Consider the following 11,989-nt stretch of genomic DNA (forward strand, 5'->3'; position numbering starts at 1 on the left):
TCCTAAAACTATTCCACCGAGTCCAAGAACTCTTAATATTCCATGTTTCCTTAGAGATGCCGTAACGTTACGTGGAACACCGTTCAATTAATGATACGAAGTCGCTGTCCTTGTGGCAATCGGAGCCGTAGCAAACGAAGCACGGTTGAATCGCCACTTAAGCGAACGACTTCACGACTAAAATACGTCCGCGGATTCGCTTGTAAATCCGGCAAGTCACTCACCTGCCACGAGGCATCAAGACGCTGGTGGCGCGTTAAGCGTGTGGCCCATTGCAAGCCGGGAAGTACAGGCGTCAGCTGGGCTGTACGAGCGGCATACGGATGAAAGTCCTGGGGATCGTGTCGTTGTAAGGCAACCACTTGCCAACCGCGGCGAAAGAGCACGCGTTTCGTCTGCCATCGCTGTGGGCGCGCAAACACGCCCCTCGTGGGGTCGAGCAGGCGCGACCAGTCTTGGGAAGAAGCCAGCAGTAGCGACAGGGACCAGCCGATCTGCACCAGCAACAACGGGGCCCACAGCAGCCACGGCACCGTGCGCCAGAGCCGCCGTCGCCAACCGGGCCGCACCCCGAGCAGCCGGCATGCCGGAAAAGCGAGCCCCCAAACGCCCCACCGCGGTAGGTTATCGAAGGGCAGGGGGGTAAATTCTAAGGGCGTGGTTAGCGTCAGCACCATAAGGCCCAGACTCAGCAGCCAGGTACCGATTACGATGCTTGCCAGGGGTGACTTACCGGCCATCACACGCTAGTTAAACAGTAGAGGTGGGATGGCCAAACGTATGCGCGAAGAAGAGAGACACTGTTGCAGAAACGTGGAAACAACATCATAAAATTGGCACTCTACTCTTGCCGGCTAATCCTAGTTGAGCGAGGATATTCAGCGGTGGGCAACGTGATAAAATAGCTGGGGGTGAGCAGGAAGTGGGTAGGCATGCCAACAAGCCCACCCTGCTGATAGGTAATTCGAATGGTATCTCCTCGTAACGTGTAGCGGCCCGCATGGTAGCCCAGACCCATTTCCACTTCACATTCTCTATTCGTATACAATTTCACTGTATACGAGCCGACCAGCAAGTCCTCGAAGGCAGCGTGCTGTAGGGTTCTGGTTTCACAGGCACTCCCAAGCAGAGAAAGAAAGAGGATGCCGAACCAGATCAATTTGCGTGGTGAGGTACTGCTGTTCACTGGTGCACAACTGGCGATAGGCGTAATAGTGCCAAAAGTAATGGACCAAGGCCAGGATATTGAAATTTATATTATCCCGATATAACGTATATAACAACTGTGGCTGTTGCAAAAGTCTAGCAGTAGGCTGAAAACAGGTTGTTCGTGCCTCCACCCGCGACCAGCTAGAGACGCTACCCAAGCCTTTTTGCCTCTTACCAGTACGTGAGGCAACCCAGTAGATTCGCTGGAGGGCGTTTTGCAACAGCCACACAGGTTCTCGGACACCTTTCGGAAAAGTGACGCCTCCCGAGCCACCCATCTGCTGTGCTTAGCATTATACTTTATATACTTTAACAGGTTAGCCTGCTTCTTTTAACGCTGTAATTCACTCCGCAACCAGGTTTGGATTTCCGGACCTGCTACCTGCTCCACCGTCGCTAGGAAACCGAGCGTGGTGCTGGTTTTTTGCGCCGCCGTATGGGCCAATATCGTCAGGAATAACTCGGTTCCTACCCGGCCGTGCAAAGCGGCTAGGATGCCAGTGCCTTTGTTATAGATGACGCGCCGGTACATGGGAAAGGGGTAGGCATAGCGGTTGAAGCCCCAGATGGGCGGCGCCCCGGCCGCCGTTTCCGCTAAGCGGGCCAACTCCGCTTTATATCCGGCTTCGTCGCCCCGGGACTGGATATATAAGAGGCTCGAATACGTGGCGAAAGCTTCGCTGAGCCAGCCGTTCTCGTCGTGGAACGAGCCGTAGGCCCACCATTTATGGCTGATTTCGTGCGCTAAAATCAACAAATCAGCCGGCTGGGTAACATTAAAGTCGGTGTAGGTAATCACCGCCGCATTAGCCCGCAGCCCATACCCTTCGTAATTTGTACCCGGCAGGAAGATAGTGAATTGCGTAAGCGGGTCCTCTCGCCCAATCGTTCGGTTGTAAAACGCCACGATGGCATCGGCTTGGTGCAGCATCGCCGTGTCCGGCTGGGCAAGGGCTACCCCCGTTTTTATGACGCTAACCGGGGCCGCCGGGGACGACATCATTTGATAAAACTGCTGGGCAATCAGGGCTGTGGGTTCAATGGCCGGGGTCGTGCCGTGAAACACCCAGTGCCCAGATCGCGGCCGCTCGGCTGGCACGGTGCTGCGCACTTGATACGCGGCCGGCACTAGTACATCCAATTCGTACATGACCGGCTCGTATTCCTGATAGGGGCGGAACGGGAGCCAGTTGCTATGGCCGCTGAAGATGGCCACTTGGTCATTAAACTGGCCCTTGCCCATTGTACCGGAATAGGTAAGCTCCAACTCCCGCGGCCGCTGCGGGTGGGACGCATAGCGCACCTGCACGTGGTGCACGGTATCGCTCAGGTAGCGCGCGGTTGTGACGTGCCCTTGCACGGCCCGCGGCGTGCGCACGCGGTGCAGGGTGAAGGCCCGATTCAGGTGCAGGTTCACGACCGAAGTGGTGTCGGAAACCGGTAAGGTGAATCGGTAGCGACAAGTGAACGAGTGTGTGACGGGGTCGACCTGCAAGCGAATGTGCACAAGGGGAAAGGCCCCGCTTGGCAGCGAGCTACAACAGGCGATCAGCAGCAACAAGAGATATTTCATGGCAAAGGCGTAGGCCTCTTCTCGGGGCAAACGCTGTTTTCAGCAAAGTGGAAGAAGAGAGATGGTCGCAATTTATCAGCGACCATCATACAGAAACTGGCTCGCAACGTGGATTGAACGTCCTACACTTAACGATACCCGAGCTATTAGGAAATATAGGATGAGGTTTCTTCTCGGATATAGTTCGGTTTTTACGTTTCTGAGCCTGCGAGACCTTGATGCTTGACCTAGTATTTTGACAAGATTGCCAAGGCCGCTCGCCCTGCTTTACAACGAGTTTCCTAAATTGGCCACAACGCCTGCTTTCCCTAGGAACGGCCATCCTCTTTCGTCTCAACCTACTTGGAATGAACGTATTGCTCGGCACCCTGCTCTCTCTTAGTAGTTTACTACCGATTACTACCCTGGCACAGCAACGGGTTTTCACCGACGATATCGACCACTTTTGGACGGCCTATGATAGCGTGAAAACCACCGCCAATCACGCCCAGCAAGTCGCGTTCATGACCTCGCTTTATGTGGAGCGGCAAAGTCCTGGGCTGGCCGCGTTCATGAAAGCCCGCGACTACTCGGCGGCGCATTGGGTGGAACTCATCCATCGCTACCCCAAGTTCTGGACTTCAATCCGGCCCAACACGCTGACGGTGAAACAGCAGGCGCCAGCCATTGAGAGCAGTATTCGCGCCTTTCGGAAACTCTACCCCGAGCTTCGGGAGGCCCGCCTTTATTTTACCATTGGAGGACTCCGCTCCGGGGGAACAGTTGAAGACCAGATGGTGCTCATCGGGACCGAAATAGCGACGGCGAATGCGCAGACCGATGTCTCCGAATTTACGGATCCGTGGCTGGCCACCGTCTTTCAGCAGCAGTCGCTCGATAATGTAGTGGCGTTAAACCTTCATGAATATGTGCATACCCAGCAACGCAGCGGCAATGAGCGAGGCAACGTGCTCACGCAGGCCCTGAAGGAAGGCTCGTGCGATTTTATCACGGAGCTCGTAACGGGTCGCCCGTTACGCGCCAGCTATGCGGTGTACGGGGCCGCGCATGAGCCTGAATTGCGCACCTTATTTGAACAGGACATGTTTTCGCAGGCTTACGGCGCCTGGCTCTACAATGGCACTTCATCCCCCACTACCGCCGATTTAGGCTACTATATGGGCTATGTTATTTGCAAAGCCTACTATAACAAGATCCCGCAGAAGAAGCAGGCGATCAAAGACATCATTGAGTTGAACTATGCGGATAGTACCGCCGTGGAGCGATTTGTGCAACGGTCCGGCTACTACGCGCAGCCCTGGAACAAAGCGGCCTTAGCAGCCGCGTTTGCCGCCAAACAGCCGGTCCTGGTCACGACGCACCCCGTGGTCGTTGGCAACTCGGCCGTGGATGCCTCGCTCAAAGAGTTGGTCATCCACTTCGATCGGGAAATGAATAGGGCGGGGGTGTCCTTCGCCCCCGGCCCACGGGGCAAAAACTATTTTCCTCTCCAGCAACCCGTTGGCTTTTCAGCGGATGGCCGTTCCTACACCGTCCAGGTTGCGCTAGAGCCCCACCACGAATACGAGTTTATCGTGACCAAGCGGGGCTTCAAATCGAAACAGGGCTATGCCTTGCGGCAGGACTATCCGATCCACTTCAGAACGAGGTAGAAACTCGCTTTTTCTCGAGCGGTAACGGTCCTAGTTAATCCGCCAATAGTGAGCAAAGGCCTGCTTGCTTCTTCTAACCAATCAAGCTAGCACCGTGACAAGCCTCCCCTTCGGACTGACAAAGAGCATGTAAGAGGAGTCTCCCATAATTTGTCATTTTACATCCAACCGTTTAACACCTGTCCAGGCCGTCCTTGCACCCTGGTGGTAAAGCTGATTCAAGAGCGGTGATTAGAAACTCAACTTAGGCAATACGGAACTGTGAAGGGAGCGGGGCAAGCAAGCGTTGAGAAGGGCTTTCTCATTGGGTCAGCACTTGCGCAGTGAAATCACTGGCCTCGGTGTTGATGGGAATGCCTGAGTTGTAGAGAATGTCGATCACCTTCTGATCAATGGGTAGAAACTCGGTGGCAAACTGGTCATAGGTATGGTCCGGATCCTGAATGATAATCTGCCGGTTGGAAGAGAAGACGCTTTTGGCATAACGCTTCGTATCCTTGGGCAGTCCGATACTTTGAGCCAGCTCCTCTCGGATGATGGCCTCTTTGTGGCCGGCCAGGTCCAGATTGTTGGCCACGGCCACCGTGGCGCTCACAATCTCGCCACAGGCGCTGGTCTCAAAGCCAAACAGCCCATTGGCATCCAGCGTGTGCGGATTGGCCGAGTGCTTAGCAAACAAGCGGCTGATCTCTCGCTTCGGAACGAGGTAGATCTTCAAATCCGGCGCGGCATACGTGCCCAGTACAAATTGGGTGGAGCGACTGATGTGATTAAGGTCTTGTAGCACGCGCACCACTTCCCGGCGTTCGGCGCTCTCACAGGCGCTCATAATCCGCACGGTCACCCGGGGGCGATTCCAGCGGTGAATCGTGGGGCTAAGCGTGCCCAGATCATTGCCAAACGCCACTTGCTGGAAGTAGGTCAATTCTTCTTGGGTGTAATGGGTGCGTAGGTGCGCGACTTGTTGCTTCGTTAAGGTGGTGGCACACCGGGCGCGCGCACGCCAGTATGAGCTGAGTCCGACCACCAGGAATACAACGACGGCGACGAGCAGAATCTTTTTCATCCAGAACGGGCCCCAAGCGAAGAAGAAGCCGAATGGGAAGCACGGCAATAAAAAGCGACTGCGCAACAAAATCGCTACGCTTCTATGGAAAGTGCTAGGGATAAGGGCAAGAAAACAGGAGATAAATTATTACAATTCCAAGCCCCCGCTTATAACAATTATTATGTTTAGAAATTATTCCTAGACAAGGAGCGACTTTATAAAAGCGCCTACTCGGGAGAAAGTCATGTTTGCTTAGACTTATGAAAGCGCTTGGCTTAGGGTTTGCGAAACGCATCTCTTTGCGCCATTTCGTAAACTAGGAATCGTAGACGGGTTTCTTACACTCGCCCGGCCCTACAGTGGCCTGCTGGCACCTAACGCTGGCCTGCTGCTAAGCGTTCGCGGAAAGCAGGTTTATGACAAGCCATGAACCCCTCCTATTCAATTAAGTGACTACATTCATGTTTTCACTAACCCTTACCCGCATTGCCATGGTGCCCCCTCAAAACCCCCTGCGCCGGTGGAAGCAGCGGCCCGTGTTGCCCGTTCTTATAGCGCTGGTCTTGGCTGGCGGGACTGCCAAAGCACAGTCTCCCCCTGCGGGCGTTCAACTTTCTTTTCCAAGCAATGCCGATAAGCAAACTTTCAAAAGCAAGCTAGAAGAGGCCATGCGACAGGACTCGTTGCGCACGGGAGGCAAATTTGAGCCGGGTACCACGCAGCAGGTTTCCGTATTCAGTCGCATAGGCGAGCCCCATCAGACGGTTACCGTTACCCGAGTGCCCAAAACACTGCCCGGAATGCAGCCCGTTACGCGCAGCGGCCACAAGATATATGCCTACGTGGAGCAAATGCCGCAGCTCGGCAATGGCGGGGGCATGCCGGAACTGGTGCAGGCCGTACAACGCAACATTAGCTATCCGAAAGTCCTATCCGGGGAGGCTGTGCCCACCGGTCGTGCCTTCGTCACCTTCGTGGTCGATACGGACGGCACGGTGCAGGACGCCAAAATCGTGAAAGGCCTGAGTCCGGCCTTCGACGCGGCGGTGGTGGCCGCCGTGCAGCAGTTGCCCCGTTTCGAGCCCGGCCAGCAGGCGGGACAACCGGTCGCAGTGGCCTATACTATACCAGTTGAATTTAAGGCCAAACCCTAAGGAGCATCTACCCAAACGGGGGTGGCGGTTGCAGAACCCAGTAACTAGCGCGAAATGGGCCCGTGTCACGGGCTGTTACCCGACAAAAGGCTTTTTCAAGCATTGTTCGAACCTATTATGATGCATGAAGCGCCTAGTTGCAGGGCAACCCGGGTTCTGCAACAGCCACTCGAAGTATGTTCAATAGAAAAAAGTAAAAGTAGGTGTTCGGATTACCTATTGAAAAACACCTCCTAAAAACCGCGTTTTCGGGGGCATAGATGAGGTACCAATGGCGTTCGAAATAGCGATCTAAGTGGACTGGTTACATTTCCTTACTTAGAGCCTCTTCGCAAGAAGGCGGTCCTGTCCAGCCGTGCGAGCAGCCGTTGCAGCTAGTCGGCTTCGCGCGGAGCAAACAAATAGCCCAGCTGCAGCTGGTAGAGGGTGTGGCGTGGCCCCTGGCGAGCGAGACGGGTCAGGTCGTTGGCGTACCGCAGTGTCAAACTCAGGCCCATCGGGACTTGATAGCCAACCCCGGCCACCGCGCCCACGAGGAGTTGGCGGTAGCCTGACCGGCCGGTCTCGGTACCCACCGCGGTTTCAAAGCGCGTGCCCAACAGGTAGCTCAACTGGGGTCCGGCTTCGACAAAGAGGCCCTTCGCTTGTAGGTGTACCAGGACGGGCAGCTCCAGATAGTGAAACCGACTGCGGTTGGTTTGGCCTTGGTAGGTGGTTTGCGCGCCTTTGGCCGAATACGCAAGTTCAGGTTGCACCGAGAACAAGCTGTTAGCGGCGAAGGGCAAACGAGCAAAGCCTGCTGCCCAGAAGCCAAGTCGACGGTCCGGCCGCGTTACGTCTTTAAAGTAGAGCGTACTATAGTTACCACCGGCTTTGAGGCCAAAGCGCACCCCTTGGGCGGGCGCCAGGCCGGGCCAGCAGCCGAACACGACCACTGCCCACACGATCCATCGCTTGTTCATGGTCTCAAGATAAACACACTCTTCGATGAGGAAAGGCGTGACAGCTGTCTGACAAACGCTCGTGGCTGTTGCAAAACTCCCCGCAGGGAATGTACGGGGTCGCATCAGCGCCTAGGCCGTTCTAAATAAGCTGACCGAGCGCCCCTGGTGGGCAGAGGGTGGGGCGTCAAGTACCTGTTGTTCGCCTACGGTCAACCTTTTGCAACAGCCACTAAATGTTATGTTCAATAGAGTAGCTCTTCCCCGTCGCTATGCCTCTTGCCAACGGACCCACCGCAGGTGTCGCTATGCCTCGCTTGGCGGCCACCAGCAGCGGGGCCCCAAAAAAACGCCGGCAGAACTCGTCTACAGGCGTTTTCCTGGCAGTAAAGCGACAACTTACGGTTCAATAACTAGACGCACCGTTTCGCGTTGACCATCTACCAGCAACAAGCAGGTATACAAACCCGGGGCTAGTTGCTGGCCATCCAGGGTCAGGGTGTAGCGCTGCCCTTTACGCACGGCTCCGCTGTAGAGCGAAGCCACTTGCCAGCCCAGCTGGTTATAGACCAACACCTGCGCCGCCCCGTCCGATACCGGCCGGAAGCTCACCGACGCCTGACCTACGGCTGGGTTCGGGTACACCGACAGGTCCTGCACGCTGCCTGCTGTTGCTGCCCGTGCTAAAGCGGCCTGATGAGCAGCCATAACCGGTACGGAGGACGTGGTGTTGATCTGGGAATACTTGATGGTGGCGTAGTCCGAGCCACTGTTGTCATTACTAAAGAAGGCGCTGCTTCCCGTCACGTACACATTACCTGCTGCGTCGAGGGCTAAGGCCACTGCCTGGTCGTTTCCATTGCCCGGCCCATTGTAGCGGACCTCCCACAGCTGCCGGCCAGTGGCGGCGGCATACTTGAGCGTGGCAAAATCGTAGGCCGTGGCCCCGGTTATGTATACATCACCGGCCGCATCCAAAGCTAAATCGACAGGATACGTGAAGCCAGCTACACCGCCGTAACGAGTTTCCCAGAGTTGCCGGCCATCAGTCCTGGCGTACTTGACAACGAAACCTTGGGTGCCCGTGTTGTTGCTGATCGTGCGCCCCATTACGTACACATCGCCTGCCGCATCTACGGCAACCGCAGCACCCTCACCATAACCGTTGTCCGGCCCCTTGTAGCGCGCGACCCATAGCTGCTGACCGTTGGCGGCGTACTTAATAGTAAGACACTCTGAACTAAAGGCTATATAATCGCTCTTTCCGGTTATGTACACGTTGCCTGCGGCGTCTACGGTTAAGCCATCCACCGTCGCACCTGTGCCAGTACCAAAAGTGGGGAAACGGGCATCCCAGACTTGCTGGCCGGTTGTTCCATTGTACTTGATCGTCGCGAATACAATCCGGCTGTTGCTGTTGAAGATACCCGACACGTACACATTGCCCGCCGCGTCTAGGACCAAGCGACTAGCCCCGTTATAGAAGCTACCTAACGCATTGTAACGAGCTTCCCACAGTTGCTGGCCAGTTGCCCCGTCATATTTAACAGTAGCATATTCGGCGGAGCTGACGCCAAAAGCCCCCCCCGTTACATACACGTTACCCGCGTTGTCTAGGGCCATATCAGCAGCGCTGGCACTTCCCCTATCAGTTCCTCCATAACGGGCCTCCCACAGTTGCTGGCCGGTGGCCCCATCATATTTTAGCGTGAGGTAGTCGGTACCAAAGCCAACCTCCATGGCATTACTGCCTGTCACGTATACATTACCGGCGGCGTCTACGACTAGCTTGACCGGCCGGCCATAACTGTTAAGAGGGTTGTGGTAACGAGTTTTCCATAGCTCTTGGCCATTGGCGGCGTACTTGATAGTAACGTAGTCTACGTTGCTGCTGCCGCTGCTTTGGGAGCTACCAACAACGTACACGTTACCAGCGGCATCCACGGCTACGTCTACCGCCACGTCATCACTGTTGTCGGCCCAGTTATACGCGGCTTGCCACGACTGCTGGCCGCTGGCCCCAGCGTATTTGACGGTAGCATAGTCCCAGTTATTGTTACTGCCAGCAACGGAGCTTCCCGTGGTGTACACGTTACCGGCCGGGTCAACCGCTACGCCGCCTGGCACGTCGTTGTTATCGGCCGGCCCGTTGTAGCGAATGGCCCACAGCTGCTGCCCGCTGCCTCCGGCATATTTAACTGTTGCCTGGTCGCTCAGGCCATCATTGTTATAGGAAAGGCCCGTTACCAGCACATTATTGGTGGCGTCTACCACCAGCTCTGTTGCCTCATCATATCCCTCGTCGGGCCCGTTGTAGCGGGCTTCCCACAACTGCTGCCCACTGCTTGCGGCGTACTTGATAGTGGCGTAGTCCCAGTTGCTGTTACCCTTATTGGAGTAGCCTGTCACCAGCACATTGCCGGTTGCATCCATGGCTAAGCTAGTGGCCTCGTCGTAGCCGTTGCCGGCCCCGTTGTAGCGGGTTTCCCAAAGTGGCTGCCCAGTGGCTGAATACTTGACCGTGGCGTAGTCGTAGCTGCTGCCGTTGTCGGAAGTGCCGGTTACGGCCACGTTGCCGGCCGCATCCACAGCTACGTCCGATACCAGGTCGTAGCCGTTGCCTGGTGCATTATAGGTAGCGGCCCACGTCTGCTGGCCGCCAGCAGTGTACTTGACGGTTACGTAGTCGCTCTGATTGCCCGCGTAGGAGGTGCCCGTCACGTACACGTTGCTGGCCGCATCTACCGCTAGGTTGGTGGTCAGGTTATCACTGTTACTAGCCCCGGTGTAGCGAGCAGCCCACAGCTGTTGGCCACCTGCCCCGGCGTACTTAACGGTGGCATAACTATACTTGCCGGCATTGTTAGTGGAATACCCGGTCACGTACACATTGCTTGCGGCATCCACTACTATGTCCGTCGCAACATTGTATCTGGAAGTAAGGAGGCCTAATCCTCTATAAGTAGCTTGCCAGAGTTGCTGGCCATCAGCCGAGTACTTGAGGGTGACATAGCTGTAGCTACTAGCAGGACCAGACGATGTCCCGGTCACGTACACATTGCCCGCCGCATCTAGGGTTATAGCTGTTGCCAAATCTAAACTATTGTTTGGTCCGCTGTAGCGGGCTTGCCAGAGTTGCTGCCCACTAGCTCCATCGTATTTGACGATAGCATAATCGTAGCTTCGAACACTAAGTGAATACCCCGCCACATAGGTGTTGCCAGCGGCGTCAACTACTACATCCGTTGCCACTTCATAACTGTCGCCAAAGCCATTGTAGCGGGCCGCCCATACTTCGCTTATTGGTCCGGCAAGGGGAGCAGAGCTAGTTGCTGCTTTGGGCATCGGGGCTAGCTTGCTGCTTGCGTGTTGCAGCGGACGCGGCCGGGCTGGCTTGAGAGGCCCTTTCGATCTGGCAGCGGCTCCGGTAGGTGCTTGGGCATAGTGCAGAGCCGTTACAGTGGGGGGCAGCGGTATGCGCTGGGGCAAAACGAGGTGCGGGGCCTGACTTTGGGTGGAAGGCTTGGCGGCGCCGGACTGCGCGTAGGCAACCACTACCGGCATCAATAAGCCTATTGCTAGCAGCAAACGAATAAGGAAAGGGTTCATAGCAACGAACATTAAGGGTGGAGGTGCAACTTCCATTTCAACTACCAGCCACAGCCAACGAGCGCAATCAAACGCAACAACGCCACTAGCCCTCTACTTACCCCGCAAAATCGACGCCTCGCCCTGTATAGTAGTAGGTACTAATTAAGTTGAATTAAGCGAACAACGGCAGCTTCTAAGGCTAAATATTCTTCGCTAAACACCAGAATTTCAACTTGCTAATGTAGGCTCCATGCAGCCTAAGCTAAGCCGGAAGTACCGGTGTTAGGAGCGCGTCCCTCTTTTCTCATTCCCACCGATAAGGGGCCCATATCGTACCTAAACTATCACAATCGCCCGTGGCCCATCCGGGTTATTCAACTTCGGGACCTGTTCTAGAATACCCATGTCAAAAGGGATGTGCCATTTTACATCCGAGGTAGGCACGATTAGTAATTTGCGGCTGCCAAATCACCATTTGAATGAACGCCTTTCAGGGGTACAGTAGGGTGAATTTGCTCCCCGGACGGGCAGCAACGACTAGACTTACGAAAGCGCGGCCAGCCAGCGCTGCACTAAGGCCGCATCTTCGGGCCATGTGGACTGGCCAAGCATGGCGTGGCTGCGGCCGGGCAGTTCGTGGTAGTCGGTGACAGAGCCGGCGTGGCGGTAGTGCCGGTAATTGGCGCGGTTGAGGGCCGCGGGCATGATGCGGTCGGCCCCGCCGGCTAAGAACAGCAGCGGCGCGTGCGGCCGGTGGAAGTTGACGCGGGCGTCCCAACCGAAGGCGCCGCGCATGGTCTTTTTCGATTCGGGCGCGGCCA

At 55.9% G+C, this 11,989-nt stretch carries 8 protein-coding genes; 2 read left to right on the forward strand and 6 right to left on the reverse strand.

The annotated features are described in order from the left end of the window. Positions 1-83: 83 nt before the first annotated feature. Positions 84-740, reverse strand: coding sequence for a hypothetical protein (locus P1X16_RS27700; RefSeq protein ID WP_277235860.1), 657 nt, complete (start codon positions 738-740; stop codon positions 84-86). Positions 741-1,540: 800 nt separating this feature from the next. Next, a complete protein-coding gene (locus P1X16_RS27705) occupies positions 1,541-2,782 on the reverse strand; it encodes a hypothetical protein (RefSeq protein WP_277235862.1) in 1,242 nt (413 codons plus the stop codon). A gap of 347 nt (positions 2,783-3,129) precedes the next feature. On the opposite strand from P1X16_RS27705, the gene P1X16_RS27710 reads away from it, so the two are divergent. Beyond that, positions 3,130-4,434: a hypothetical protein gene (locus P1X16_RS27710; protein WP_277235864.1), complete on the forward strand. Its 1,305-nt coding sequence runs from the start codon at positions 3,130-3,132 to the stop codon at positions 4,432-4,434. A gap of 301 nt (positions 4,435-4,735) precedes the next feature. Here the strand turns inward: P1X16_RS27710 and P1X16_RS27715 are convergent, their stop codons facing one another. After that, positions 4,736-5,548 carry a DUF2927 domain-containing protein gene (locus P1X16_RS27715; RefSeq protein WP_277235865.1) on the reverse strand — a complete coding sequence of 271 codons (813 nt, stop codon included), beginning with the start codon at positions 5,546-5,548 and terminating at the stop codon, positions 4,736-4,738. Positions 5,549-5,943: 395 nt separating this feature from the next. On the opposite strand from P1X16_RS27715, the gene P1X16_RS27720 reads away from it, so the two are divergent. Beyond that, the gene (locus tag P1X16_RS27720) at positions 5,944-6,636 is read left to right on the forward strand and encodes a TonB family protein (RefSeq protein WP_277235867.1); all 693 of its coding nucleotides are present in this window, start codon (positions 5,944-5,946) and stop codon (positions 6,634-6,636) included. Between the two features lie 374 nt (positions 6,637-7,010). Here P1X16_RS27720 and P1X16_RS27725 read toward each other — a convergent pair whose 3' ends face one another. From P1X16_RS27725 to P1X16_RS27735, 3 genes are all read right to left on the reverse strand, one after another. Next, a complete protein-coding gene (locus P1X16_RS27725) occupies positions 7,011-7,598 on the reverse strand; it encodes a porin family protein (RefSeq protein WP_277235869.1) in 588 nt (195 codons plus the stop codon). Positions 7,599-7,976: 378 nt separating this feature from the next. Next, positions 7,977-11,186 (reverse strand): SBBP repeat-containing protein, encoded by a 3,210-nt coding sequence (locus P1X16_RS27730; protein WP_277235870.1) that lies wholly within the window; start codon positions 11,184-11,186, stop codon positions 7,977-7,979. A 525-nt stretch (positions 11,187-11,711) separates the two neighbouring features. Further along, entirely contained in the window at positions 11,712-11,963 is a 252-nt protein-coding gene (locus tag P1X16_RS27735; RefSeq protein WP_277235872.1) for a hypothetical protein, read from the reverse strand. Positions 11,964-11,989 lie beyond the last annotated feature (26 nt).

This window comes from Hymenobacter sp. YC55, assembly GCF_029433095.1.
GTDB lineage: Bacteria > Bacteroidota > Bacteroidia > Cytophagales > Hymenobacteraceae > Hymenobacter.

What these genes read in the sequence shown, in the direction of transcription:
- P1X16_RS27730 (WP_277235870.1), bottom strand. Translation starts at nt 11,186, where the DNA reads ATGAACCCTTTCCTTATTCGTTTGCTGCTAGCAATAGGCTTATTGATG.
- P1X16_RS27710 (WP_277235864.1), top strand. Translation starts at nt 3,130, where the DNA reads ATGAACGTATTGCTCGGCACCCTGCTCTCTCTTAGTAGTTTACTACCG.
- P1X16_RS27705 (WP_277235862.1), bottom strand. Translation starts at nt 2,782, where the DNA reads ATGAAATATCTCTTGTTGCTGCTGATCGCCTGTTGTAGCTCGCTGCCA.
- P1X16_RS27700 (WP_277235860.1), bottom strand. Translation starts at nt 740, where the DNA reads ATGGCCGGTAAGTCACCCCTGGCAAGCATCGTAATCGGTACCTGGCTG.
- P1X16_RS27725 (WP_277235869.1), bottom strand. Translation starts at nt 7,598, where the DNA reads ATGAACAAGCGATGGATCGTGTGGGCAGTGGTCGTGTTCGGCTGCTGG.
- P1X16_RS27735 (WP_277235872.1), bottom strand. Translation starts at nt 11,963, where the DNA reads ATGCGCGGCGCCTTCGGTTGGGACGCCCGCGTCAACTTCCACCGGCCG.
- P1X16_RS27720 (WP_277235867.1), top strand. Translation starts at nt 5,944, where the DNA reads ATGTTTTCACTAACCCTTACCCGCATTGCCATGGTGCCCCCTCAAAAC.